Source organism: Vibrio sp. sp1 (genome assembly GCF_016920955.1).
Classification (GTDB): Bacteria; Pseudomonadota; Gammaproteobacteria; order Enterobacterales; family Vibrionaceae; genus Vibrio; species Vibrio alginolyticus.
Map to the genome: position 1 here is coordinate 2508950 of NZ_CP060589.1, position 25745 is coordinate 2534694.

The 25745-nt window shown below is 44.2% G+C and carries 22 protein-coding genes; 14 read left to right on the forward strand and 8 right to left on the reverse strand.

What is annotated here, in order from left to right; translation table 11 throughout:
* Positions 1-40 precede the first annotated feature (40 nt).
* From H9L11_RS11820 to H9L11_RS11845, 6 genes are all read left to right on the forward strand, one after another.
* The gene (locus H9L11_RS11820) at positions 41-1438 is read left to right on the forward strand and encodes a hypothetical protein (protein ID WP_025766940.1); all 1398 of its coding nucleotides are present in this window, start codon (positions 41-43) and stop codon (positions 1436-1438) included.
* Entirely contained in the window at positions 1438-1830 is a 393-nt protein-coding gene (locus H9L11_RS11825; protein WP_064353738.1) for a YcfL family protein, read from the forward strand. The genes H9L11_RS11820 and H9L11_RS11825 overlap by 1 nt, the downstream gene beginning before the upstream one ends.
* A gap of 66 nt (positions 1831-1896) precedes the next feature.
* Positions 1897-2487 carry a penicillin-binding protein activator LpoB gene (gene lpoB / locus H9L11_RS11830; RefSeq protein ID WP_005378467.1) on the forward strand — a complete coding sequence of 197 codons (591 nt, stop codon included), beginning with the start codon at positions 1897-1899 and terminating at the stop codon, positions 2485-2487.
* A 24-nt stretch (positions 2488-2511) separates the two neighbouring features.
* Positions 2512-3393 carry a thiamine kinase gene (gene thiK, locus H9L11_RS11835; protein WP_017634746.1) on the forward strand — a complete coding sequence of 294 codons (882 nt, stop codon included), beginning with the start codon at positions 2512-2514 and terminating at the stop codon, positions 3391-3393.
* Positions 3394-3468: 75 nt separating this feature from the next.
* On the forward strand, positions 3469-4011 hold the full coding sequence (gene ycfP / locus H9L11_RS11840; protein ID WP_005378464.1) for an alpha/beta hydrolase YcfP: 543 nt from the start codon (positions 3469-3471) through the stop codon (positions 4009-4011).
* 533 nt (positions 4012-4544) lie between these two features.
* On the forward strand, positions 4545-5834 hold the full coding sequence (locus H9L11_RS11845) for an NAD(P)/FAD-dependent oxidoreductase (RefSeq protein WP_025766937.1): 1290 nt from the start codon (positions 4545-4547) through the stop codon (positions 5832-5834).
* Positions 5835-5910: 76 nt separating this feature from the next.
* On the opposite strand, the gene H9L11_RS11850 is transcribed toward H9L11_RS11845, so the two are convergent.
* The 4 genes from H9L11_RS11850 to H9L11_RS11865 form a co-directional block, all read right to left on the reverse strand.
* Entirely contained in the window at positions 5911-6459 is a 549-nt protein-coding gene (locus H9L11_RS11850; protein WP_025766936.1) for a GNAT family protein, read from the reverse strand.
* Positions 6460-6619: 160 nt separating this feature from the next.
* Positions 6620-7387, reverse strand: a complete 768-nt coding sequence (locus H9L11_RS11855) for a peptidoglycan binding protein CsiV (protein ID WP_021707672.1) — start codon at positions 7385-7387, stop codon at positions 6620-6622.
* A gap of 7 nt (positions 7388-7394) precedes the next feature.
* Complete coding sequence (gene mfd / locus H9L11_RS11860; RefSeq protein WP_205390771.1) at positions 7395-10856, reverse strand: transcription-repair coupling factor; 3462 nt, start codon at positions 10854-10856, stop codon at positions 7395-7397.
* A gap of 5 nt (positions 10857-10861) precedes the next feature.
* Positions 10862-11431, reverse strand: a complete 570-nt coding sequence (locus H9L11_RS11865; RefSeq protein WP_017634743.1) for a hypothetical protein — start codon at positions 11429-11431, stop codon at positions 10862-10864.
* Between the two features lie 249 nt (positions 11432-11680).
* Here H9L11_RS11865 and lolC point away from each other — a divergent pair, with 249 nt between their 5' ends.
* From lolC to lolE, 3 genes are read left to right on the forward strand one after another with little or no spacing between them, the layout of a single operon-like run.
* Positions 11681-12889: a lipoprotein-releasing ABC transporter permease subunit LolC gene (gene lolC, locus H9L11_RS11870; RefSeq protein ID WP_031778997.1), complete on the forward strand. Its 1209-nt coding sequence runs from the start codon at positions 11681-11683 to the stop codon at positions 12887-12889.
* Complete coding sequence (gene lolD / locus H9L11_RS11875) at positions 12882-13589, forward strand: lipoprotein-releasing ABC transporter ATP-binding protein LolD (RefSeq protein WP_005378457.1); 708 nt, start codon at positions 12882-12884, stop codon at positions 13587-13589. The genes lolC and lolD overlap by 8 nt, the downstream gene beginning before the upstream one ends.
* A gap of 2 nt (positions 13590-13591) precedes the next feature.
* Entirely contained in the window at positions 13592-14836 is a 1245-nt protein-coding gene (lolE, locus tag H9L11_RS11880) for a lipoprotein-releasing ABC transporter permease subunit LolE (protein WP_025766930.1), read from the forward strand.
* Between the two features lie 147 nt (positions 14837-14983).
* On the opposite strand, the gene H9L11_RS11885 is transcribed toward lolE, so the two are convergent.
* The gene (locus H9L11_RS11885; RefSeq protein WP_005387834.1) at positions 14984-15493 is read right to left on the reverse strand and encodes a DUF2062 domain-containing protein; all 510 of its coding nucleotides are present in this window, start codon (positions 15491-15493) and stop codon (positions 14984-14986) included.
* An 8-nt stretch (positions 15494-15501) separates the two neighbouring features.
* Between H9L11_RS11885 and H9L11_RS11890 the strand changes: the two genes are divergently transcribed.
* Positions 15502-17787, forward strand: coding sequence for a DNA internalization-related competence protein ComEC/Rec2 (locus H9L11_RS11890; protein ID WP_205390772.1), 2286 nt, complete (start codon positions 15502-15504; stop codon positions 17785-17787).
* A gap of 3 nt (positions 17788-17790) precedes the next feature.
* On the opposite strand, the gene H9L11_RS11895 is transcribed toward H9L11_RS11890, so the two are convergent.
* Complete coding sequence (locus H9L11_RS11895; RefSeq protein ID WP_205391101.1) at positions 17791-18615, reverse strand: glycosyltransferase; 825 nt, start codon at positions 18613-18615, stop codon at positions 17791-17793.
* Between the two features lie 511 nt (positions 18616-19126).
* Between H9L11_RS11895 and msbA the strand changes: the two genes are divergently transcribed.
* Genes msbA through kdsB form a run of 4 tightly spaced genes read left to right on the forward strand, consistent with a single transcriptional unit; the run spans position 19127 to position 22803 of the window.
* Positions 19127-20875: a lipid A ABC transporter ATP-binding protein/permease MsbA gene (msbA, locus tag H9L11_RS11905; protein ID WP_033905044.1), complete on the forward strand. Its 1749-nt coding sequence runs from the start codon at positions 19127-19129 to the stop codon at positions 20873-20875.
* A 5-nt stretch (positions 20876-20880) separates the two neighbouring features.
* Positions 20881-21888, forward strand: coding sequence for a tetraacyldisaccharide 4'-kinase (gene lpxK / locus H9L11_RS11910; protein ID WP_017634739.1), 1008 nt, complete (start codon positions 20881-20883; stop codon positions 21886-21888).
* Entirely contained in the window at positions 21869-22048 is a 180-nt protein-coding gene (locus tag H9L11_RS11915) for a Trm112 family protein (RefSeq protein WP_009707122.1), read from the forward strand. The genes lpxK and H9L11_RS11915 overlap by 20 nt, the downstream gene beginning before the upstream one ends.
* Positions 22048-22803: a 3-deoxy-manno-octulosonate cytidylyltransferase gene (gene kdsB / locus H9L11_RS11920; RefSeq protein WP_017634738.1), complete on the forward strand. Its 756-nt coding sequence runs from the start codon at positions 22048-22050 to the stop codon at positions 22801-22803. The genes H9L11_RS11915 and kdsB overlap by 1 nt, the downstream gene beginning before the upstream one ends.
* Positions 22804-22883: 80 nt before the next feature.
* On the opposite strand, the gene H9L11_RS11925 is transcribed toward kdsB, so the two are convergent.
* Both H9L11_RS11925 and H9L11_RS11930 read right to left on the reverse strand, forming a co-directional pair.
* On the reverse strand, positions 22884-24443 hold the full coding sequence (locus H9L11_RS11925; protein WP_005378449.1) for a SpoVR family protein: 1560 nt from the start codon (positions 24441-24443) through the stop codon (positions 22884-22886).
* A gap of 11 nt (positions 24444-24454) precedes the next feature.
* Positions 24455-25726 carry a YeaH/YhbH family protein gene (locus tag H9L11_RS11930; protein WP_005378448.1) on the reverse strand — a complete coding sequence of 424 codons (1272 nt, stop codon included), beginning with the start codon at positions 25724-25726 and terminating at the stop codon, positions 24455-24457.
* Between the last annotated feature and the right edge of the window lie 19 nt (positions 25727-25745).

Here is a 25745-nt window from a genome sequence, read left to right on the forward strand (position 1 = left end):
CTTCTTTTTCCTGTCGAATGACACATTTGTGGAGATAAATGTGAAACTAGGTGTAAAGCTGTTAGGGCTGATGAGCTGGGCTTTAATGGCCTCTGGCTGCGCGAATTTATCTGCGGGCAATCTGTTTAGCCATTACAGCAACCAGAATCAAGAAGTTTATCAAGCCGTTGTTGCAGGGGAATATGCCAAAGCAAAACAACTTCAATCAAGTGAAGTGGGTGGCGAGATACTTGGCAATTTTGAAAAAGGTCGTATCTCTTTTCTTGCTGAAGATTACCCAACAAGTTTAAATGCGCTAGAAAGCAGCGATCGTGCTGTACGTGTTCAACAAGATCGTGCAACGATATCTGTGTCAGACACGGCAACGAGCGTCGGCTCTCTCGCAGTGAACGACAATCTCCAAGACTATCATCCCGCCGATTACGAACTTGGCTTTTTGCACCTGTATCTAGGACTAAATTACTTACAGAAAAACGATTTAGAAGGGGCACTAGTTGAAGTGCGTCGAGCTAATCAAGTTCAGGAAGCAGCAAGAAAGGCGCGTGAAAAAGAGCTAAAAGCAGCAGAGAAAGACCTTAACAAGCAAGGCATGTCTGCCAATTTAGGCAGTGTGTTAGCGAACTACCCTGATGCTGGTAAAAAACTAAGCGCGGTACAAAATGGTTATCTGTTCTATCTTTCTGGCTTGTTATATGAAGCGTCGCGAGACTTAAACAGTGCTTATGTTGATTACCGACGAGCACTCGCTGTAATGCCAGACAACAAGCAAGTTGTGGAAAGTACCTTATACGCTGCTAAGAAGCTGGGCATGCGTGAAGACTTGCGCATGCTAGAGAAGCGGTATGGCAAAGCACCTTCTGGATTAACTCAGTCACAAGGGCGAGTCATCGTTATTGATGAGCAGGGTGTTGTTGAGGCGATGAAAGGGTGGCGTATTGATTTACCGATTTACGACAGTCGCGATAATGGCGCGATTTATTCGTTGGCGCTTCCTTATTATCAGAACCGAGGTGCTCAACGTTTTAGCGATGTTGTTTTAAATGGTCAGGTATTGCCTTCCAGTACGCTGACTGATGTTAATGCGATGGCGCAAAACGATCTTAATGAACGTCTTACTACAATAGTGATCCGTCAAGCTCTTCGTGTTTGGGCAAAAGATCGAATCCGAAAAGAGGCGGCGAAAAAAGGCGATGATGTGGGCAACATACTTTTCAATGTATGGAACACATTGACCGAACAGCCAGATACAAGAAGTTGGCAAACATTGCCAGCGCAAGTGAAAACGGCTTCAAAAATCGTGAAACCGGGAACACAAAGTTTAAACTTGGGTGATCAAACCTATCAGTTTGAAGTGCCTGCACAGCAGACTACATTGGTATGGGTATCTCGTCAGGGAGCACACTCAACCGTGTGGCATAAACAGCTAGGGAGACTGTAATGAAAGCATGGCTTGTTTGTTTAGCAATGGCTATTGGTTTAGTTGGATGCGCCGAAAACACGGCTGGTATTCGAATTGATGGCCAAACGCAAAAAGTATTTTTTAATGATAACGTTTTAGGTAGTCGCTTATTAGTTGACAACATCACCACCACTTACGTTGATGATCGCCCACGAGGAGTCGTGCTGCTGAGTAGCAATTACAAAGGTGATCAGCACATTCTTTACCGATTTTATTGGTATGACAACAATGGTTTAGAAGTGAATACCAAACCTGGTCCGTGGCGAAAAATGATTGTGCGAGGATTTGAGCAAGTCACGTTATCTGAAGTTACTGTGAATCCAAATGGCACAAAATTCCGTGTGCAAATTAGAGAAGCACAAGACGATTAATCTTAACGGCTCTGCCGAAGCTGCCGCGCTAACGATGCGCTGGTATTGAAAAACTAAGGAACTCTCATGAAAAAAAGTATTATTGCTCTTTTAGGTCTTGCCGTCATTTTAGGTGGCTGTTCTAACAAAGTCTCTTACGGCGATGCGCAAGCAACAGAAACCACGACTATCGATTTTGGCTCAACAGATTTACAAAAAATCGCGGCTGAAATGGTGGATAGCATGATGATGTCGGGCTCTGTAGCAGCAATTACTCGTGACCAACGTCCTATCGTTTTTGTTGAGCGAATTAAGAACAAAACCAGTGAACATATTGACACTGAATCCATTACTGACACGATCTCTACTAAGATGTTGAACTCAGGTAAGTTCCGTTTTGTTGATATGGATCGTGTTGAGTCTGTGCGTGAACAACTTAACTTCCAAAACACGGATGAGCTTGTTAACCAAAGCACAGCTATCCAATTTGGTAAAATGGTTGGTGCTCAATACATGCTTTACGGCAACCTATCTAGCATTGTGAAAAATGCAGGTAGCGATAAAGATGTATACTACAAGATGACCATGCGCCTAATGGACCTAGAAACAGGTTTGATTGAGTGGGCGGATGAAACTGAAATTCGTAAAGCGCAATCTAAGAGCCTATTCGGTCTTTAATCGAACAGGATGGAGAAGTCATCAATGGCATGGTTTTCTTGGCAACAAGCAAAACAGTTAGATCCGAGTCTTAACGCTCTCGATGGCTTCTTTACGGAGCCTCCGGTAAAAGTACAAACTGTTACCGGGGGGCTCACCAACCGTTGTTGGCGGTTGGAATCTTCTCAAGGCCTTGCATACATCTGGCGACCGACCAGTCATGTCTGCAAGGCTTTTTCAATTTCTCGTCACAGTGAATATCAAGTGCTGAATGCAGTCTCTTCATTGGAAATTGGCCCCAAGCCAGTTTTTATTCATGAGCAAGGGTTGCTGGTGGAATGGATAGAAGGAGAGGCACTGACGGAGTCAGGCTTAGCACTAAGCGATTTATTATCCATTGCGGCGAAGATTCATCAATATCCGATAAGCGCAATTCCTTTGGTTCCATTTTCATATATTTCTCGCATCGATCATTATTGGCTTGAGCTTGATGGTCAGTATGTGGGTACGGAGTTTGAGGCTTTGTACATGAAGTGGCGCACGGAACCGAACGTTGCACCTGTTCCGCTTGCCCTATGTCACTTCGATTTGGGGTGTTACAACCTAGTGCGAGGGGAGAGTGGGGTGAAAGTCATTGATTGGGAGTATGCCGGGATTGCTGACCCTAGGCTTGATTTGACCTTAACTATTCAGGTCGCGAATGCGCCTGTGGAAGAAGCGGTAAAGCAGTATTGCCAAATTCGAGGTATCGAAGATGTGTCTCTTTGGCTGAGAGGTGTACACGCTTGGCAACCAAGAACCTTGGTGATGGCGATGCTCTGGTATCTACTTGCCTATAAATTGTGGGGAACTGAACAATACTTAAACAGTGCGTATGAGTTGAAAGGCTCATTGTGTATGGAAGATCACTGTTTTGAGAACTCGTGATATTTTCCCCTTTAACAGTAAGGAAATAGTGGTAGTTTTAATAAAAGTACCAGATACACACAGGGAGAGGTACACATGATTATTTACTTACACGGCTTTGACAGTACAAGCCCGGGTAACCACGAAAAAGTTCTTCAACTGCAATTTATCGACGACGACGTTCGTTTTATCAATTACAGCACCCTTCACCCAAAGCACGACATGCAACACTTGTTAAAAGAAGTGTCTAAAGTTATCGATCAATCTGATGACCCAAACCCGTTAATCTGTGGGGTTGGTTTAGGTGGTTACTGGTCTGAGCGAATTGGTTTTCTATGCGGTATCAAGCAAGTGATGTTCAACCCGAACTTGCACCCAGAAAAAACGATGGCTGGTCGAATCGATCGCCCAGAAGAGTACGAAGATATCGCAACAAAATGTGTTGATCAGTTCCGAGCGAAAAATCAAGCTCACTGCTTAGTGATTCTCTCTAAAGATGATGAAGTGCATGACAATTCGAAAACGGCAGCTGAGCTAGAAAAACACTATCAAATCATTTGGGATGAAACTCAGTCTCATAAGTTCAAAAAAATCTCTCATCATTTACAAGCGATAAAGGCATTTAAAAATACTTATTAATGTTGAGTGTAGACAGTAAAGCGGCGTTTTTATCGGCTGCTTTGCTGCGATTCCTTCTCTTGAGTATGCCGAGCCACTGTCTCTTTGAAAGGTACATTTTCTTGGTTTAACGCTTTGAATATTGTGTTCTCCTTACCGTTTTCTTACTTCCCTCCTATGTAGCACGAACACCTTGTTGTAGAGTAGTCGAAAAGTAGTCAATCCGTACTCGTTACACGGATTTTGGTTGCCTTCAAAGTTGGTCTCTATATAATGAACCGGACTAAAATAATTTGATAAATATCAAAAAAAATTGAGAGCGAGTAATAAACTTGCCCAAAAACTTCTGGCGTCGTATGCGTACCAGATAAACATGCCAAACCCTGACAAGTCATTGATAGATAAAGAATCAAAGTGGGTGGTAGTTTTTTAATCCAAGTAATTGAGACACCTCTAAGAACCAAGAATTCATCGGTTGGATGGATGCCACAAATGTTTGTGAGTCATGCATCGAGCTGAACCCCATATATTCATTTTTGTAGAGGAAAATCATTGTGACACGCATTATCGTTGTAGGCGGCGGTGCAGGTGGTCTTGAGTTGGCAACTAAGCTTGGTCGAACTCTAGGTCGCAAAAACCGTGCGCGAATTACGCTAGTCGATCGAAAAGCGAGCCACTTGTGGAAGCCATTATTGCATGAGGTTGCTACAGGTTCTTTGGACGAAGGAGTAGATGCACTGAGCTATCGAGCTCATGCAAAAAACCACAGCTTCGACTTCCAAATGGGTAGTCTTCAAGACATCGACCGTGAACGTAAAGTGATCATCTTAAGTGAGCTTAAAGACGAACACGGTGAACTTCTTATGCCAAGCCGTGAGCTAGAATACGACATTCTAGTGATGGCGATTGGCTCGACATCAAACGACTTCAACACGCCTGGCGTTCGTGAAAACTGTATTTTCCTAGACAGCCCTGAGCAAGCACACCGTTTCCGTACAGAAATGAACAACGAGTTCCTAAAGCTGCACGCGAAAAACGGTAACGGTACGGTCGATATTGCGATTGTTGGTGCTGGTGCAACTGGCGTTGAACTATCAGCTGAGTTACATAATGCTGTTAAAGAGCTGCGCACTTATGGCTTCGGTGATCTTGATTCTAGCAAGTTGAACGTCAATCTGATTGAAGCAGGTGAGCGTATTTTACCAGCGTTACCTCCACGTATTTCTTCTGCTGCTCATCAAGAGTTGGTGAAGTTGGGCGTAAACGTGCGCACCGCCACTATGGTGACTAAAGCTGAAAAAGATGGCCTTACTACAAAAGATGGTGAGAAGATCCCAGCTCAAATCATGGTTTGGGCTGCGGGTATCAAAGCTCCAGACTTTATTAAAGATATCGCTGGCTTAGAAACGAACCGTATCAATCAGCTTGTAGTGAAAAACACACTACAGACAACACGAGATGATGACATCTTTGTTATTGGTGACTTAGCACAATGCACCCAGTCTGACGGTTCGTTCGTGCCGCCACGCGCTCAAGCTGCACACCAAATGGCAAGCCAGGCATTTAGTAACATCGTCGCGAAGATCAACGGGCGCGAGTTGAAAGACTATGTATATAAAGATCACGGTTCATTAGTGTCTCTAAGTCGCTTCTCAACCGTTGGTAGTCTGATGGGGAACCTAACTAAAGGGTCGATGATGGTAGAAGGCCGTATTGCTCGTGTCGTTTACATCTCATTGTATCGCATGCACCTAATGGCGTTGCACGGTGTATTCAAAACCGGTCTGATGATGCTCGTCGGCCGCATTAATCGCGTGCTGCGTCCAAACCTTAAGCTGCACTAAGGTTTTAAATCCACTCTGTGTGGATGTGTTGTATCTTAAAAAATGCAGAAGCCACCGCAAGTCGGTGGCTTTTTGTTTATGTTAGATCTGTCGGTAAAAGTGAGTACACAACGCCATCTTTAGGCTTACCATGAAAAATAAACCGGTTTCTGGCGATGGCTTCTTTTTGTGCACCGACGGACTCAATTAAGGCTTGGCTAGCTTCGTTGTCGGGGTCACAAACAATCTCTAGTCGAGTTAAACTTAGCTTTGCGAAGCAGAATTCTGCTAAGGCTTTAACGGCTTCTTGGGCATAGCCTTGCCGTTGATAGCGGTCGGCAACCCAGTAACCAATACTCGCCATATTAAACGTATGATATAACTCATTAACCGCTGCCATTCCAACCAAAGTGTTACTTTGCCGCTCATAGATACCGAAACCAAAAGCCTCAGTTTTGACCCAGTTAAGACGGGTTGCCAACAGAAAGTCCTGCGCGGTTTTCAATGTGACGTTTTTATCACACCAGTCAAGCCATTGGTGCAGCGAAGGGGATTCTGCAAGTAATCGTTGTAGTGAATGTGCTTCTTCAGCAGGGATGAGCTTGAGCGCTAAGCGGGGCGCAATGATTTCAAAGTCTGGACTCATGAACTAATACGACTTCCATGTTGAGTGTAAGTAAATTGAAAGCTGTCTATTTATACTTGAACGCAGCTATTTTCCTTGCTCTGCGTTGGTTAGGAATAACTGAGGTATAGCAGATAAAAACAAAGCGCAGCTTTGCTGCGCTTTGTCGAACCGCTCGTGCTTATCGAACCCGACGAACTTGAATGATCATACCCATCAACGGGTTATCTAGGTAATGAGTCTCGCTGCTACGCATACGACGTTTTTGATCCATTCGATAACTCTTCAGGAATTTCTCTTCGGTTACTGTCGGCGATATTTCTGCCAAGTTACCTACTTGGACGTTACCATCTACTTCACCTAAGTCATCCGCCAATTGCTCAGTTGAGGTTGGTTCAAAACGCACCTCTCTAACACTTGGTTCGCGCAGATCTAGTGTTGTTTCGGCGAAGAGGTAATGCTGTACGTATATTTGGAATCGACCATCTAGTTCATATAAAGGACCATTGACCGTCTCTTCACTGTAACCGTCGCTGGAAAATGTTTGATTGCCATTGATTGGGCGGCCATCTGCTTGATAAGAATCAGAGAAATCTCGCCCGCCAACGATGCGGAAAATTGGGGCGCTAGATTTACCTCGGTCACCTTGACGCCAGGCTACGTGTTTAAGCACTTTAAAGCCGGCATGATTATTTAGTGCCGCTTCTTGCGCGTTGAGACGGAAAGAAGAACTTGGCAAAAGTGTCACGCCTTTAGAGCGGCGGTAGGATTCACTCTCTAGGCTACCGACATTTTCCATATCGATTTTTGGCAGTTGATTCGGCCAAGATTCTGTTGTGCTTTCAGCGTCGACTGCTCGCTTGAAAATGATCACTTCAATATCAAATTGGCGCTGTGCCCAAGAGGGCATTGAGACACATAGAAGCAATAACGGGATCAGTATTCTCATTCGACTATTAGCTCGTTGGTAATAAATTCTGTTTAAAATCATTCAGTAAGTCTTGAACAAACTGAATGCGTTTACGTCGGTCCACCAATGGTACGCTAAACTTGAACTTAGTTGGACCTTCCATTGCAAATTTTTGCGGCTGTGATTGCAGCAGTTTAACTAAATACGCTGGATTTATGTCAGCATCAGGGTAAAACTCGATAAATCCACCTTTATCATGGGCTTCTATCTTTTTCGCTTTTAAACTACCAGCCGAAATTTTCAATTCTGAGACGGCAAGTAAGTTCTTTGTTGCGTCTGGAAGCAAACCAAAGCGATCAATCAGTTCCACTTTTAGCTCTGATAGTTCATCACTGCTTGTGACACTCGCAATGCGTTTGTACATCGACAGTCGTGTGTTTACATCCGGAATGTAATCATCTGGTAAGAGCGCTGGGATTCGCATTTCCACTTCAGTTTGCTCACGAAGCAGCTCATCCAAAGATGGCTCCTTGCCTTCTTTTAATGCTTGCACTGCTTGTTCCAGCATTTCCATATAAAGTGTAAAACCAACGGATTGAATTTGCCCACTTTGCTCATCACCAAGCAGCTCACCAGCACCACGGATTTCTAAATCGTGGGTTGCTAACGTAAAGCCAGCACCTAAGTCTTCCAGTGAAGCAATCGCATCAAGACGCTTGATGGCATCTTTGGTCATGGCTTTTGGATGTGGCGTTAATAAGTAAGCATAGGCCTGATGGTGTGAACGTCCAACACGGCCACGTAATTGATGCAACTGCGCCAAGCCAAGATTGTCCGCACGATCCATGATTATGGTATTCGCCGTTGGTACGTCGATACCGGTTTCGATGATGGTTGTACACACCAACACATTAAAGCGCTGATGGTAGAAGTCATTCATGATTCGCTCAAGTTCGCGCTCGCGCATTTGACCATGAGCCACGGTAATGCGTGCCTCTGGGATGAGTTTCTGTAAGTCTTCTGCCGTTTTTTCAATGCTTTCAACCTGATTGTGCAGGAAGTAAACCTGACCACCACGCATAATTTCACGCAGTACCGCTTCACGGACCACTGGCTCTTCTTTTTGTCGAACAAAGGTTTTAATGGCTAAACGGCGTGCAGGAGGTGTCGCGATGATCGACAGGTCTCGCATGCCACTCATTGCCATATTCAGTGTGCGTGGAATTGGTGTTGCGGTGAGGGTAAGAATGTCCACATCCGCACGCATTGCTTTGACTTTTTCTTTTTGACGAACCCCAAAGCGGTGTTCCTCATCAACGATCAACAAACCTAAATCTTTGAATTTAATGTCGCTCGAAAGCAGCTTATGCGTACCAACGACAATATCGACTTTACCATCGGCAACGTCTTGCAGAATGACTTTTTGTTCTTTGGCAGATTTAAAACGAGACAGTACTTCAACTCGGATTGGTAAGTTGGCAAAACGGTCACGGAAGTTTTCGAAATGCTGCTGAGCAAGTAAGGTTGTTGGTACGAGTACGGCGACCTGTTTACTATTATCCGTTGCGACAAATGCTGCGCGCATAGCGACTTCCGTTTTACCAAAGCCCACGTCACCACATACTAAGCGATCCATTGCTTTTGCCTGGCACATGTCTGACAATACGGCATTGATGGCCATCGCTTGGTCATCTGTTTCTTCAAACGGGAATGTTGCTTTAAATGTTGCGTATTGCCCACGATCTAGCTCAAATTTGAAGCCCGGTTTTAATTCTCGTTTTGCATACACATCCAGCAATTCTGCCGCGACATCACGCACTTTTTCTGCCGCTTTACGACGTGCTTTTGCCCACGCTTCACCACCTAATTTATGCAGTGGCGCACTCTCTTCAGCGCCGCCAGAATAACGGCTGATAAGATTCAGTGATGAAACTGGCACGTAGAGCTTGGCATCGTTTTGATACTCAAGGGTGACGTATTCCGTTTTCATACCACCGGCTTCAAGTGTTTGTAAACCGATGTAGCGGCCAATACCGTGATCAATATGAACCACAGGTTGGCCGGGTTTTAGTTCGGCAAGGTGGCGAATAACGGTGTCACTGTTGACGGCTTTTTTATCTTTGCGGCGTCGCTGGATAACACGGTCACCGAGTAGATCACTTTCACAGATCAGAGCGAAGTTCAGCTCTTCGTGAATGAAACCATGCTCTGCTGCGCCTAAGACCAAGCTGAATCGATCACCCGAGTCTAGAGCTTGGTAAAGTGAGCCATGTACGACTGGCCGAACTTTGATGCCTTGCAACAGCTCCGTTAGTGCTTCACGACGACCTTCTGACTCTACCGAGAAAACGATTTTGCCGCTGAATTGCTCACTAAACTGACGAAGGCGCGAGAGCGGCTCTTTATTTTGTTGTTGAACGCCAAGCTCGGCTAACGATTGTACTGGTAGGTTTTGACGACCGGCACGCTTAACCACTTTATCTAGGCTCAATTGAGCGATAGGGAGCTGTTTTAGTTGACTGAAAAGTTCGTCTTTTTTCAACCAAAGCTGTTCAGGAGTCAAAAGAGGACGCAGCGGATCAACTTTTTTCTGGTCGTATCGATATTCGACATCGGTTAAGAAAGTATCGACCGCAGATTCGATATCACCATATGTGATGACTTGAGAGTCTTCTGGCAAATATTCAAATAAAGTCTCGGTATGGTCAAAAAACAGCGGCTGCCAATACTCAATACCAGCGGGCCACGTGCCTTTGGTCACTTGCATGTAGATTGATTCAGGCTCGCGGCGTGCGTCGAACTGGGTGCGCCAACGTGTACGGAAATCTTCAATCGCTTCTTTAGTGGTTGGGAACTCATGTGCAGGCAGCAATTGGATTTGCTGAATATCGTCGATAGAGCGTTGGTTCTCTGGATCAAACGTGCGAATGGTATCTATTTCATCATCAAAGAAGTCGATGCGGTACGGGTCATTGCTGCCCATAGGAAAGAGATCCAGAATAGACCCACGACTTGCATATTCACCTGGTCCAAATACTTGATCTACATGGCGGTAGCCAGAATTTTCAAGTTGTACACGTAACTTCTCTAGCGAGAGCCGATCACCAGTTTTCACCATTAAAGTGTGTTGCAACAGAAAATCACGTGGCGATTGGCGTTGCAATACTGTACTGACCGGGACGATGGTTATGCCATCACGTTGACTTGGCAGTTGGTATAGGCGAGCGATACGTTCAGAGATGATTTCTTGATGCGGAGAAAAGTTATCGTAAGGCAGCGTTTCCCAGTCGGGGAACAGGCTTACCGTTTGGTCGGTGAATTGCTCAATCTCTGCCTGAAGCTTTAAAGCGATTTGCGGGTCAGGCACAACGAGTAGCGAGTGACTCGAATGCTGCTTGGCTAGCTCTGCAATGGCTAGAGGTAGAGCTGCGCCCGGCAAATTACCTAGCTGTTTTTTGTCGCCACGCTCTGAAGGGTTGGTGACGGAAAGAATCGTTGCTTTTGTCATAGGAATTATTTTTTATCTCGCTCCATCGAGCGCTGACGTAAAAGTTTTTGTTGTTGATACAGTGCCGCCTTTATCAGTAAATCTTGATCAGATTCTCGGAGCATCTTGTATCTAAGCGTGATAATGAAATCTTGCTCTGAAGCATCACATTCTTCTACTTGAGCGTAACAGTAAATCGCCGCAGCAGGGTGATCGAGGAACAGTTTAACACGAACGAGTTGTTGAGTAGTTAACGCTGTATCTGAGCGGAAACTGAGTTGACTAGCACCAAACTGCGTCGTTTGATATCGAATGGAGGCGTCATCTTGTTGTGAAAGCATAAAGCTCAACAAGAGGTTAAGTTTCGCGTTTTGCGTATCAAGCAAGTTGATCACATGCTTTAACTCTTTGTTTTTCAGCTCTAGACGCGCGTTGTCTGCCAACATATCTAAGTGACTAAATTCACTGGCGACAATAAATGGTGCTGGAATTTCGGAGGCAAATGTTTCTTCATCTGGCAAAGCAAAGTCCGCACTCAACGTTTCGACGTTGATGGTGAGGTTATGATGGACGGTAAAGTATTCTTGCTCTGTCATATAGTCGATCCTTTTGCCAGTGAGCGCTCCCTGTTCACTCAACAAACAAAGAGAAATAGGGCACTGATTATCGCTAACTGAATGAAGTTATCAAGTTTAGCTGATTTGTCCTTGAACTTTTTGCCCTAAATACAGACTTATTGCATGTCGTTGACAAATTTAGCGATTCTCTTGTCTTCTTAATGAGAAGAGTAAGGTAAGATAATCCGCTAAAGCTTTATATCAAAACAACCAGTTGGTTTGTCTTATATGTATCATCCTATCTCATTGTTTATTGGCTTAAGGTATCTTCGGGGACGCTCTGGAGATAGGTTCAGCCGATTTGTTTCTTATATGTCGACGGCGGGTATTACGATCGGTGTAATGGCGTTGGTGACGGTTCTTTCTGTGATGAACGGGTTTGAATCGCAGTTAAAAGAACGCATTTTAGGTGTGCTACCTCATGCCGTTGTTTCGCAACACGATGGAAAAACGCCTATGACCGAGTCTGCCCCTCCATTTGTTCAAGCGATGTCGAGTGAATCTCAGCCGGAGCCTATCGTTAGAGGAGAGGCTGTTATTCAGAGTTCTGCACAGCTGACGGCTGGTTACCTCATCGGTATTGAACCTAAGAAAGGCGATCCGATTAGCAACCATTTGATTGCCGGACGATTATCGTCACTTCAAGCAGGTGACTACAATGTATTTTTGGGTCACAGTTTGGCGCGTTCACTAAAGGTCTCAATCGGGGATAAAGTGCGCTTGATGGTGACCAACGCAACGCAGTTTACCCCACTTGGCCGTATTCCTAGCCAGCGAAACTTTACTGTCTCAGGCATTTTCAATACGGGATCGGACGTTGATGGTCAATTAATGATTGTGAACATGACGGATGCATCTAAGCTGATGCGTTTCCCTAAAGACACGGTTTCTGGTTGGCGTGTCTTTTTCTCTGACCCATTTATGGTAACGGATTTTGCTGACCAACCCATGCCTGATGGATGGGAATGGAGTGATTGGCGCGAACAGCGTGGTGAGCTTTTCCAAGCGGTGAAAATGGAAAAGAACATGATGGGACTTATGCTAGGTCTAATTGTGGGTGTCGCTGCATTCAATATTATCTCCGCTTTAATCATGGTGGTAATGGAGAAGCAATCAGAAGTTGCAATATTGAAAACTCAAGGCATGACTCAATCTCAAGTGATGACCATTTTCATGGTGCAAGGTGCAAGCAGTGGTGTAATTGGCGCGATTGTTGGTGGCGCTGCGGGCGTGATCTTGTCACTTAATCTAAATGCGATTCTTGAATCTGCTGGTGTGGCGCTATTCAGCTTTGGTGGTCATCTACCCATCTTGATTGATTCACTGCAAATTCTTTTAGTGGTGGTATTGGCGATTGCTCTTAGCCTTGCTGCTACGCTTTATCCTTCTTATCGAGCATCTTCTGTTAAACCTGCTGAGGCACTTCGCTATGAATAAGCTATTAGAATGTCGTGATATTCGTAAAGTCTACCGAGAGGGTTCGTTAGATACGGAAGTGTTGAAAGGCGTAAGTTTCGATATCGACAAAGGGGAGTTGGTTTCTATTGTTGGCTCTTCTGGTTCGGGAAAAAGTACCTTATTGCATATTTTAGGTGCGTTAGATGACGCAACTCATGGTGAAGTTGATTTTCTAGGGCAAAACCTATCAGCTTTGAGCTCGAACAAACAGGCGGCATTACGCAACAAGCACCTTGGTTTTGTATACCAGTTTCATCACTTGTTGGCTGACTTTACTGCGCTTGAAAATGTGGCGATGCCACTGATGATTGGCGGTGCTAAAGTAGCGGATGCAAAACAGGCGGCTAAAGCGCTGTTAGATAAAGTTGGTTTGAGTCATCGGATGCAACATAGACCCTCCGAGTTATCGGGCGGTGAGCGTCAGCGTGTTGCGATTGCGCGTGCATTGGTGAATAAACCTGATCTGGTCTTGGCTGATGAACCTACGGGGAACTTAGATCACAATACGGCACTGTCTATCTATGATTTGATGCGCGAGCTCAATAAAGAGTCAAACATTGCATTTTTGGTTGTCACGCATGACAAAGAGCTGGCAGCAAAAATGGATCGTCAAATGCACATGCAAGATGGTTTGCTCGTAGATCGTTTTGTGACTGATACAGCATCTGCGGAGGGCTAGTTTTGTTTACCTCTTTAGCTTTGATGATTGGTGGTCGCTTCAGTCGAGCGAAAAAGCGCAACAAGATGGTGTCTTTCATATCGCTTTCTTCGACCATTGGTATTGCGGTTGGCGTTGCTGTGATCATTATCGGTTTGTCTGCAATGAATGGCTTTGAGCGCGAGCTGCAATCGCGTGTGTTGTCTGTGATCCCACACGGCGAGTTAGAAGGTGTTAATGGACCACTTCATGACTACACCAAAACGATGAATCAAGCTCTAAAACATGAACATGTTGTTGCGGCAGCACCGTACGTTCGTTTTACGGGCTTGGCAGAAAAAGGCAGTAAGCTAAAAGCGATAGAAGTTCGTGGTGTAGAGCCTACTTTCGAGCAAGCGGTGTCGAGCTTATCGAATTTTATTGACCAAGAAGCTTGGCAAAACTTTTATGCCGGTCAGCAGCAAGTGATCTTAGGCCGAGGTGTAGCAAACGAGCTAAATGTCGCCGTGGGGGATTACGTTACGTTAATGATTCCGCAAACAGGCGGCGCAAATAAAGTGCAGGCTCCTAAGCGTGTGCGCGTGAAGGTGTCAGGGTTCTTAACGTTGAATGGCCAAATCGACCACTCTCTAGCGTTAGTACCATTAGCTGATGCGCAGCAATACGCGAGGTTAGGGGAAGGGGTCACAGGCATTTCACTAAAAACTGACGATGTTCTCAATGCGCCTTCTATTGTTCGCGAGGTTGGTAGCATGGTTGATGTTTATGTGTATTTGAAAAGCTGGCAGCAAAAGTTTGGTTTTTTGTATCGCGATATTCAGCTCGTGCGCACCATTATGTACTTGGTGATGGTACTGGTGATTGGCGTGGCATGTTTTAATATTGTGTCTACGTTGATGATGGCAGTGAAAGACCGAGCGGCGGAAATCGCAATTTTGCGAACAATGGGAGCAAAAGATAGCCTAATCAAACGGATCTTTGTTTGGCAAGGTGTATTCTCTGGTGTATTTGGTAGTCTCGTCGGCAGTGTTATCGGTGTCTTAGTGGCGTTAAACCTGACTCCGTTAATTAAAGGGTTAGAGAGCTTAATTGGTCATCAGTTTTTATCGGGTGATATTTACTTCGTCGACTTCTTACCATCACAACTACACTGGCCAGATGTGGCATTGGTGTCAGTGACGGCGATAGTGCTTAGTTTACTTGCGACGTGGTATCCTGCTTCGCGTGCCGCAAGGTTGAATCCGGCGGCTGTACTGAGTTCTAAATAGCGGATTGTTTTACAATATGCGAAAACAAAAAGGACCGAATTCGGTCCTTTTTTGTATTTATCCGACTTGAATAACATCGCGTTTCATTCTAACTGTTAGATGCCCCTCAACTGATAGCTCAAATGCTGATTTTTACGCAGTAAGGTCTTATCTTATTTTGCGTTTTTGCCAGCTCCGTACCACTGAGTAGCGCCAAAGCCCTCGAATTCCGAAGTAGCCAATAATCGCGGATACAACCCCACAAATTGCGCAGCCCAATAGAAATGGAGGTCCAATGGTGCTCATTTGCTGCATGATGAATTCCCACGATAGTTCAAAGTGAAAAGGTTGCGGGGGAAGACGCATCACTAGAGCACCTAGCTTGTACGCAAAGTAAAATAGCACAGGCATAGTGATAGGGTTGCTGATCCATACCAAAGCGACGGAGAGGGGCAGATTGACACCCAACATAATGGCCAAGCCAGCGGCCATGATCATTTGGCTCGGCAGCGGAACAAAAGCCATAAATAACCCGACAGCAAAAGCCCCTGATGCCGAGCGGCGGTTTAAGCACCACAAGTTCGGGTTGTACAACACATTGCCGAAGACCTTCAATGCTTTTTGGCGTTTGATCAATTCATGATCTGGCATGAAGCGTTTTATCAGCTTTCTAGGCATAGGACAGCATGACTCTCTCAGAAAAAAGTTGGACCTTGGCGTTATTTGTAGCGAGCGTAATCTCGTCGGCTTGGTGGCCGACAATACCAGATTGGCGTTGGTTGCTGCTGGGAATAATAACCACTGGCTCAATAATCAAATTACGTCGTGGCTTAATTAGCATAGGCGCAATTGCGGGCTTTACGGTTGTCATCGTCCACGGCAATGTATTGGAGTCTCAGAGACAAGCCCTTTTTCAAGCAGGGGAGAATATTACCATAATTGGTAAAGTTGACAGCCCTTTTACGCAAATAAGTCACGGTTATGAAGGTATTGTCGCTATAGAAGCGGTAAATTCTCAAACTCTGTTACCTTTTCTTAAACCTAAAATCCGTCTTATTACGCCTTTTCCACTCGATGTTAACAGTGAGTTTACGACATCCATCTTGTTAAAGCCGATTACAGGTCTACGCAACGAAGCTGGCTTTGATGCTGAAAAGCACGCGATGGGTAAAAATATTATCGCCCGAGCGGTTGTTAACAAAGATGCTAAGTGGATTGTTCGTTCTAATGTATCTCTGCGTCAATCCATTATTGCCGATGTCGCTGATGATGTGTCTTCCCTTCATCATTTCTCGTTAATAAGTGCGTTAGTTTTTGCTGACCGTTCTTGGTTGTCTAAGGAAGATTGGCAAGCGCTCAGGGACAGTGGTTTACTGCATTTGGTCTCCATTTCTGGTTTACATATTGGTATGGCGTTTACTTTTGGGCTAGTCGTGGGCGGTACCGTTCGTTATCTATTACCCCAATACCAGTTGTTACCTAGCTTATATGGGCTGATCTTCGCTGTTGCCTACGCTTGGTTAGCGGATTTCTCTCTGCCTACTACGCGAGCAGTGTCGGTATGCGTTGTTTACGTTCTCCTGAAGTATACTCTGGTGCACTGGACTTCTTGGCGAGTTCTTTTGCTTGCAGTATCTCTACAACTGCTTGTCCAACCTTTTGCATCCTACAGCATGAGCTTTTGGTTATCATACCTCTCCGTTTGTGCGGTATTGTTCGCAATTAATTTGATTCGACATCAAAGGGGAGGTTGGAAAGCGCGATTAAAAGCGTTATTGCTTACTCAATTGATGTTGAGCGCTTTAATCGTACCTGTTAGTGGCCATTTCTTCTCCGGTTTTAGTTTGTCCTCAATAGCCTACAACTTGGTATTTATTCCTTGGTTCGGATTTATCGTTGTACCTTTGATGTTTCTAGCCCTGTTCTCATCTTTGTTTCTTGAAATGATAGCGAAGCCTCTGTGGCATTTGGTGGACTGGTCATTACAGCCATTGAGCACGTCAATACAGTACGCAATAGGTTCTTGGCAACCTATTAGCATGGAAATGACAATGCTGGTTATGGCGATAGTGGTTTGCTTAATATTTCAACGGTTCATGTCTCAGTACGCGTGGTATTTGTTACTCGGCATCGTTATTAGTATCAAGCTTGCATCGGAGTATGAACCGCATTGGCGTATCGATGTATTAGATGTAGGTCATGGCCTTGCAGTGGTTGTAGAAAAAGACGACAAGGTGTTGCTGTATGACACTGGTAAAGCATGGCAAAGCGGCAGTATCGCAGAGCAGGTCGTCACTCCGGTTTTGCATCAACGAGGTTATGAAAGCATAGATACACTGATTCTAAGCCATTCCGATAATGATCACGCAGGCGGCCGCTTTTTCATTGAAGATGCCTTTTCTCCACAACGTAAACTTAGTAGTCAATTCTTTATCGAATATGAGCCTTGCACTAGAGGCGACCAATGGAAATGGCAAGGATTAAACATGGAAGTGCTCTGGCCTCCTGCACTTGTTCAACGTGCGTATAATCCGCACTCCTGTGTATTACGACTTACTGACCCTATTTCTAACTTTAGTATGCTTTTTACTGGTGATATTGAGGCCGTTAGCGAGTGGATTTTGCTTAGAGAACCCGGAAAGTTACAAAGCGATGTGATGCTAGTCCCTCACCACGGGAGTAAAAGTTCATCGAATCCTCGATTTATCGAGGCGGTGAGCCCGAGTGTGGCGGTTGCTTCTTTAGCAAAAAACAATCGATGGGGAATGCCAGCGGAAAGTGTCGTTGCTTCATACCGAAAGCTTGGCATTACTTGGCTTGATACTGGTGAGGGTGGTCAGGTAAGCTTCTTTATTCACCGTGATAATTGGCGCTCAGAAACCAAACGTAGCGATACATTTGAGCCTTGGTATAGGCAGATGCTGCGTAGCGGAACTAATATAAAAAGACCTAATGTCGAATTAGGTCTGTAAGTTTTAGCTTTTTATTTTTAATATATCCAACCTGAATTTTTTATTCTTTTTTAATGGTAGTGTAAAACTAAATAGTTTCTTTTCACCATTTGGTCTGGCTAGTTGCTCTAAGCTAGAAAAGTAGTCTTCGAAAAACTCGGTCTTAAGTATACATTCTAACCACAAGTTAGCTTTTATAGAATCTAATTTGTTCCATGGTTTTACTCTTGATGCGTAATGGAGTTGAATCGGATTATCATATGCATCCAATAATTCTTCTTTAGTATAGTTAACCTCATCCACAAACTCTTTTCTGTCATACATACTATACACATAGTTACAAACCATGTTTCTTAAGGGTAATTTTCCAACTCTAGGGTGACAACAGAAGTTTAGAACGTCTTGTTCTGGCTGTATTAATCTGTGAGAGTTTTTTTCGAGGTAGTCTTTAAACCTTTTCTCTAAATTATCTTTTCTAATGAGATCGGCATTCATAAAAAAGTATCCAGCACCTATTTTCAGTTGGCTAATCTCTTCATTAGAAAAACTCTTTTTATAAACATCATTATAGCTTAGGATCTTATCTACGGAGAATACCCCTGATATATAATTATTATCATCGTTGTTATTATATTCTATAAAATCTTTTGAAATGTCATTTAAGTAAATAACATCGACATCAGATACGATCATTTTTTTATGTTCTTTAATTAAACTTGAAATACTAAGTTTGTAAAACATAGCTTTAGAGTAATGACCTTTTGTCTTTATGTTTTTCCAATCATTTTCAAAGTCGACATTTTCATTGAAATTAATGAAAATAAGTTCTGAGTTTTTGAATTTTTGTATGGTTTTTTTTTAATTTTTCTTGATTTAGCAGCGTAATATCTTCATGTAAGACATATATCTGGTATTTGTAGTTTTTATCTGATTTCTCAAGCAAAGAATAGAATGCTACTGCAGCTGGAATAACATAGTTGTTATCAAAGCAATGAACAATGGGAATGACTTGCATATTTTTTATTGTAAATAAGAATGAACATATCAAGAGTATAGAGCGAAATATAAAAGACTAAAAGACTTTCTCTAAGTGGACATAACACATTTATTAATGTTTATCAGTAGATGAACAGGTACGATGGTCAAGTTTGCTTCACGATGAGGCTTGATCCCCCAATTTTCATATTTAAGATTGAATATCAGTTGAGTCAGAGTAGGTTAGCCAATGACACATTGGAGATCTACTGGGTAAAAGTGGCAGTCTTATACGTTAGCAAACTTAGTGTACGTTCTAGGGATAGGCATATGAGCGCTAACAGAGTAGAATGAATGCCTTAATGTAAGAAAACAAAGCACTTCTATGTCAACAAATACTGATGAAACGACTTGGCAGACGTTTAAGCGTCTCTGGCAATTTATACGCCTTTATAAATCTGGCCTAATCGTTGCTGTTTTAGCATTAGTTATTAATGCAATATCAGATACTTATATGATTTCCTTGCTAAAACCGCTACTCGATGAAGGTTTTGGGAACGCTGAGTCTGATTTTTTACGCACGCTTCCATTGATTATTTTTGCTATGATGTTCATTCGTGGCATAAGTGGATTTGTCTCCACCTACTGTTTGAGTTGGGTATCTGGCAACGTAGTTATGCAAGTCCGTCGCATGGTGTTCAATCACTTTATGCATATGCCGGTGTCTTACTTTGATAAGGAAAAGACGGGCAATTTATTGTCGCGTATAACCTACGACTCAGAGCAAGTGTCAGCGGCAACTAGCCAAGCGTTGGTGAGCATTGTCCGTGAAGGCGCAAGTATCATTGGTCTGTTAGTCTTGATGTTTTACAACAGCTGGCAATTGTCGCTAGTGCTGTTTGCTGTTGCTCCCGTTGTGGCATGGGGTATTGGTGTTGTTTCTAAACGTTTTAGAAAAATATCCAAAAATATGCAGACCATGATGGGTAACGTAACTGCATCAGCAGAGCAGATGCTGAAAGGCCATAAAGTTGTGTTGAGCTATGGCGGCCAAGACATCGAACGTCAACGATTTGAAAAAGTCAGCAACCAAATGCGTCAACAAAGCATGAAGTTGGTGACGGCTCAAGCGGCGGCTAACCCTATCATCCAAATGATTGCATCACTTGCAATTGTTGCCGTTCTTTATTTAGCAAGTATTGATTCGATTAAAGAGCAACTGACTCCAGGTACATTTACTGTTGTGTTCTCTGCAATGTTTGGTCTGATGCGCCCACTTAAAGCGCTGACTAACGTTACTTCTCAGTTCCAACGTGGTATGGCCGCGAGCCAAACGCTCTTCGCGTTAATTGACCTCGAGCCTGAGAAAAACGAAGGTAAGTTGACAGTTGAACGCGCAAATGGCGATGTTTCGGTTAAAAACGTAAGCTTTACTTACACTGGCGCAGAAAAACCAGCATTGGAAAATGTCAGCTTCGATATTCCAAGAGGAAAAACGGTGGCGCTAGTTGGCCGTTCTGGCTCAGGTAAAAGTACCATCGCGAACTTGTTCAACCGCTTCTATGATGTTGGCAGTGGATCTATCACATTAGATGGGCATGATATTCGTGATTACGAGCTAAAGAATTTACGTCAGCAATTTGCACTAGTATCGCAAAATGTTCATTTGTTTAATGACACGATAGCAAACAATATTGCGTACGCAACGGATGGCCAATACGAGCGCAGTGATATCGAGAAAGCGGCAACACTCGCGCATGCGATGGAGTTCATCAGTAAGATGGATGGCGGACTAGATGCGATGATTGGTGAAAATGGTGCTAGCTTGTCTGGTGGTCAACGCCAACGTGTTGCGATTGCGCGAGCTCTATTGCGTGATGCTCCAGTGCTAATTCTTGATGAGGCAACTTCAGCTTTGGATACTGAATCCGAGCGAGCTATTCAAGCTGCACTTGATGAGCTGCAAAAAGACAAAACGGTACTTGTAATAGCGCACCGCTTATCCACAATCGAGAAAGCCGATGAAATTCTTGTGGTTGATGATGGTGCCATCATTGAACGTGGCAACCACGCTGAGCTTATTGAGAAAAATGGTGCGTATGCACAATTGCACCGTATTCAGTTTGGTGAATAAGCGCGGTGATTGAAAAAATCTGGTTTGAAAGCCATCCAATAAAATATCTCTTGTGGCCGCTTTTGTGGCCACTGAGTTTATTATTTGGAGCGATAAGCAAGTCAAAGCGAAAGCAATACCAAACTGGCCGCAAGCAAGCTTATAATGCGCCTATACCTGTTGTTGTGGTTGGCAATATCACTGCTGGTGGCAATGGTAAAACACCAGTTGTTGTGTGGCTTGTTGAGCAACTACAGCAAATGGGCTTTAAGCCGGGGGTTGTTTCTCGTGGTTATGGGGCAAAGGCTCCTGCCTATCCGTTAGTGCTAAAAGAAGATACGCCAGCGAAGCATTGTGGCGATGAACCTAAGTTGATTCATCGCCGTACAGGAGCACCTGTTGCGGTAGATCCTGTGCGTTCAAATGCAGTGAAAGCACTGCTAGATTTGGATGTGGATATCATAATTACGGATGATGGATTACAACATTATGCGTTAGGCCGTGATATTGAGTTAGTGATTGTGGATGGGAATCGCCGGTTTGGGAATGAAAGCCTGATTCCATTAGGTCCTTTACGTGAAGGTATTGAGCGACTTAAAGAAGTCGACTTTATCATCACCAATGGCGGTCAAGCGCATACGGGCGAAATCGCAATGGCTTTAGCACCCTCTAAAGCTATTAATCTTAAGACTAAGCAACATGTGGATGTCTCGGAGTTGAAAGATCTCGTCGCATTTGCGGGCATTGGGCATCCTCCGCGTTTTTTTCATACACTAAACTCGATGAACGCAAATGTTAAAGTCACAAAAGGTTTTGCTGACCATCAAGACTTTGATCAACAAGAATTAGAAGCATTGGCTCAACAAGGGACCAATGTGATTATGACCGAGAAAGATGCCGTCAAGTGCAGCCATTATGCGCAAGATAATTGGTGGTATCTGCCTGTATCTGCCCAGTTTGAGTCAAACGATGCAGAGCAAATTTTAAATAGAATAAAAGAGGTTAAAGCGGCTTATGGATCACCGTCTACTTGAGATTGTAGCTTGCCCTGTTTGCAAAGGTAAGCTGACGTACGATAAAGATAATCAAGAGTTGATCTGCAAATTGGATCGCCTTGCTTACCCGATCAAAGAGGGTATTCCAGTTCTGCTAGAGCCTGAAGCTCGCGCTATGAGCATGGATGAGGGACGCTAATGTCTTTTACGGTTGTCATCCCTTCGCGCTACGCATCGAGCCGTTTGCCTGGTAAACCGCTAGCGGATATTGGTGGTAAGCCTATGGTTCAGTGGGTTTATGAACAAGCGCTACAAGCGGGTGCGGAAGATGTCATCGTTGCAACTGATGACGAGCGTGTTGCGAAAGCGGTTTCGTCATTTGGTGGTAAAGTTTGTATGACCTCTCCCCAGCACGAATCAGGTACGGAGCGTCTTGCAGAAGTTGTTGAAAAGATGGCTATTCCGTCAGACCACATTATTGTTAATGTGCAAGGGGATGAGCCTTTGATTCCGCCGTCCATCATTCGTCAGGTTGCTGATAACTTATCAGGGTGTGAAGCCCCGATGGCGACGTTAGCTGTAGAAATAGACTCGGAAGAGGAAGTGTTCAACCCGAACGCTGTTAAAGTTGTCGCAGATGAGCAAGGCTATGCGTTGTACTTTAGTCGAGCAACCATCCCTTGGGATCGCGATAACTTTGCTAAACAAGACAAAACCATTGCCAACCCATTAATGCGTCATATTGGTATTTATGCTTATCGAGCTGGTTTCATTAATACGTATGTCAACTGGGCACCAAGTGCATTAGAGCAGATTGAGTGTCTTGAGCAACTGCGAGTGCTTTGGTACGGTGAAAAAATTCATGTGGCGGTAGCGAAAGAAGCACCAGCGGCAGGGGTTGATACGCCCGAAGACCTAGAAGCCGTGCGCGCGATTGTTGCAAAGCAAGCGTAACAAATGCTCATATAGATTTAAGAATAAACAAGGCTCCTGAATTAGGAGCCTTTTTTGTTTTACTCGTATCGCGGTATTAGTTAAATGTTAGTGTCGTATTGGTTCCGTTTAGGGCAGGTCGCTAACACCTCTCGGTGACCGGTGTCTTTCACTTCTTGGAGAATGACATCAAAGCCCCATAATCGGTACACGTGCTTTAGAACTTCTTCGTAACTATCATCAAGTGGGATGCGGTTGTGAGGAACGTACTGCAACGTAAGCGATCGATCACCACGGACATCGACATTAAACACCTGAATGTTTGGCTCAAGATTAGATAAGTTATACTGAGCGGCTAAGGTTTCTCTAATGCGTTTATAACCCATCTCATCGTGTATAGCAGCGACTTCAATAAAGTTCTTATGGTCATCATCGTTGATCGCAAACAGCTTGAAATCACGCATTAATTTCGGAGAAAGGTATTGGCTAATAAAGCTTTCATCTTTGAAATTATGCATCGCGAAATGCACTGCATCTAACCAGTCGGTTCCTGCTAAATCTGGAAACCACTCCTTGTCCTCATCAGTTGGTTCTTCGCAGATACGCTTAATATCTCGGAACATGGCAAAGCCTAACGCGTAGGGGTTAATGCCATTAAAGTAAGGACTGTTATAAGGCGGCTGAGCCACGACACTGGTGTGGCTATGTAAGAACTCTAGAATGAACTTTTCAGACACCAAGCCCTCATCATAAAGATGGTTGAGTATGGTGTAGTGCCAGAACGTTGCCCAGCCTTCATTCATGACTTGCGTTTGTTTTTGCGGATAAAAATACTGACTGATCTTACGGACGATCCGAACAACTTCACGTTGCCATGGCTCTAGCAACGGCGCATGTTTTTCGAAGAAGTAGAGCAAGTTTTCCTGAGGCTCGCTTGGGAATCGCTCTTTAATGTCTTCCTCTTTCGTCTTGGCTGTTGGTACCGTGCGCCAAAGCTCATTAACTTGAGATTGTAGGTATGCTTCGCGTTCTTCTTGTCTTGCTTTTTCCTCTGTAATTGAGATTTTCTCTGGACGCTTGTAGCGGTCTACACCAAAGTTCATTAACGCGTGACAAGAGTCGAGCAGCTTTTCCACTTCTTTTACGCCATATCGTTCTTCACATTCGGCTAAGTACTTTTTGGCGAACAGCAGATAGTCGATAATAGAACTGGCGTCAGTCCACGTTTGGAATAGGTAATTACCTTTGAAAAAAGAGTTATGGCCGTAACACGCGTGTGCTATCACGAGTGCTTGCATTGTTACCGTATTTTCTTCCATCAAATAAGCAATACAAGGGTCGGAGTTAATCACAATCTCGTAGGCTAGCCCCATTTGACCATGTTTATAGTTCTGCTCTGTTTGAATGAATTTTTTACCAAATGACCAGTGGTTGTAATTGATTGGCATGCCGATGCTTGAATAGGCATCCATCATCTGTTCTGAAGTAATCACTTCTATTTGGTTAGGGTAAGTGTCTAGGCGATAATGCTCCGCGACACGCTTAATTTCTTTGTGGTATCGCTCTAACAGCTCAAATGTCCAATCTGGTCCATCTGGCAACACTTTACTGTTACGCTTCTTAGGCGCCTCTCCTGAGAGGTTTCTCGTTGCGGTATTCATCGCTAGCCTCCTTACGCCGTTTCTTTTTGGAATAGTTCACGAAAGACTGGGAAAATATCCTCCACAGAGCGAATGTTTTTCATTGCGAAATTAGGAAACTCTTCAGTGAGTTTTTCGTACTCATGCCATAGAGTTTGGTGCGAGCGCCGCGTGATCTCTATGTAAGAGTAGTACTGACAGTTTGGAAGTAATTTGTTCACTAACAGATCCCGGCATCTTGGCGAATCATCTGCCCAGTTGTCACCGTCGGATGCTTGAGCTGCATATATGTTCCACTGACCAATCGGGTATCGCTCTTTTACTATTTCATCCATTAACTTGAGCGCGCTAGATACAATGGTACCCCCGGTTTCTTGTGAATAGAAAAATTCGTGCTCGTCCACTTCCTTCGCTTGGGTATGGTGGCGGATAAAGACGACTTCGACATTCTCGTAGGTACGAGTTAAGAACAAGTACAAAAGAACATAGAAGCGTTTTGCGATGTCTTTCGTTGCCTGGTCCATCGAACCGGATACGTCCATTAGACAGAACATGACCGCTTGGCTTGATGGTACCGGGCGTTTCTCATAGTTCTTGAAGCGTAAGTCGAAGGTATCGATGAACGGCACGCTTTCGATTTTCTTGCGCAGTTCTTCAATTTCAGCCTTCAAGCGGTTCTCTTCAAACTGCTGAGCAGGTTCAATATTTTTGATGCGAGCAAGTTCGTCTTCTAACTCTTTAAGAAGTCGTTTCTTACCAGCAGTCATTGCAGTACGGCGCGCAAGAGATTGTTGCAGAGAACGTACTACGGCGATATTGGAAGGGATACCGGCAGTTTGAAAGCCTGCACGGTGCGTTTTCCATTCTGTGATTTTGGCAATTTGGTTTTTTTCTAGATTAGGCAGCTCGAGATCTTCGAACAAAATATCGAGGTACTCATCTTTTGATATTTGGAATACAAATTCGTCTTGGCCTTCTCCATCTGGACTGGCGTTCCCTTCTCCAGAGCCGCTACCTTGACCGCCACCTTTGGGACGCTCAATCTTATCACCAGTAATGAATTGGTCGTTACCGGGATGAACTCGTTCGCGAACACCACCTTTGCCTTGATGAAATATAGGCTCATTGATGTCTTTGTGAGGGATAGAGACGTCTTCGCCCGTTTCCGTATTCGTAATCGAGCGTCGATTCACTGCGTCTGCTACCGACTCTTTTATTTGCTCTTTGTGGCGCTTCAAGAAGCGCTGTCGATTAACAGCGCTCTTGTTCTTGCCATTGAGCCTTCGGTCTATAAATTGCGCCATGAAATAGCCCTCTTCATGT

What these genes read in the sequence shown, in the direction of transcription:
- H9L11_RS11925 (WP_005378449.1), bottom strand. Translation starts at nt 24,443, where the DNA reads ATGAATACCGCAACGAGAAACCTCTCAGGAGAGGCGCCTAAGAAGCGT.
- mfd (WP_205390771.1), bottom strand. Translation starts at nt 10,856, where the DNA reads ATGACAAAAGCAACGATTCTTTCCGTCACCAACCCTTCAGAGCGTGGC.
- H9L11_RS11930 (WP_005378448.1), bottom strand. Translation starts at nt 25,726, where the DNA reads ATGGCGCAATTTATAGACCGAAGGCTCAATGGCAAGAACAAGAGCGCT.
- H9L11_RS11855 (WP_021707672.1), bottom strand. Translation starts at nt 7,387, where the DNA reads ATGAGAATACTGATCCCGTTATTGCTTCTATGTGTCTCAATGCCCTCT.
- ycfP (WP_005378464.1), top strand. Translation starts at nt 3,469, where the DNA reads ATGATTATTTACTTACACGGCTTTGACAGTACAAGCCCGGGTAACCAC.
- lolC (WP_031778997.1), top strand. Translation starts at nt 11,681, where the DNA reads ATGTATCATCCTATCTCATTGTTTATTGGCTTAAGGTATCTTCGGGGA.
- H9L11_RS11825 (WP_064353738.1), top strand. Translation starts at nt 1,438, where the DNA reads ATGAAAGCATGGCTTGTTTGTTTAGCAATGGCTATTGGTTTAGTTGGA.
- H9L11_RS11865 (WP_017634743.1), bottom strand. Translation starts at nt 11,431, where the DNA reads ATGACAGAGCAAGAATACTTTACCGTCCATCATAACCTCACCATCAAC.
- lpoB (WP_005378467.1), top strand. Translation starts at nt 1,897, where the DNA reads ATGAAAAAAAGTATTATTGCTCTTTTAGGTCTTGCCGTCATTTTAGGT.
- thiK (WP_017634746.1), top strand. Translation starts at nt 2,512, where the DNA reads ATGGCATGGTTTTCTTGGCAACAAGCAAAACAGTTAGATCCGAGTCTT.
- lolD (WP_005378457.1), top strand. Translation starts at nt 12,882, where the DNA reads ATGAATAAGCTATTAGAATGTCGTGATATTCGTAAAGTCTACCGAGAG.
- msbA (WP_033905044.1), top strand. Translation starts at nt 19,127, where the DNA reads ATGTCAACAAATACTGATGAAACGACTTGGCAGACGTTTAAGCGTCTC.
- H9L11_RS11885 (WP_005387834.1), bottom strand. Translation starts at nt 15,493, where the DNA reads ATGCCTAGAAAGCTGATAAAACGCTTCATGCCAGATCATGAATTGATC.
- H9L11_RS11915 (WP_009707122.1), top strand. Translation starts at nt 21,869, where the DNA reads ATGGATCACCGTCTACTTGAGATTGTAGCTTGCCCTGTTTGCAAAGGT.
- H9L11_RS11890 (WP_205390772.1), top strand. Translation starts at nt 15,502, where the DNA reads ATGACTCTCTCAGAAAAAAGTTGGACCTTGGCGTTATTTGTAGCGAGC.
- H9L11_RS11850 (WP_025766936.1), bottom strand. Translation starts at nt 6,459, where the DNA reads ATGAGTCCAGACTTTGAAATCATTGCGCCCCGCTTAGCGCTCAAGCTC.
- kdsB (WP_017634738.1), top strand. Translation starts at nt 22,048, where the DNA reads ATGTCTTTTACGGTTGTCATCCCTTCGCGCTACGCATCGAGCCGTTTG.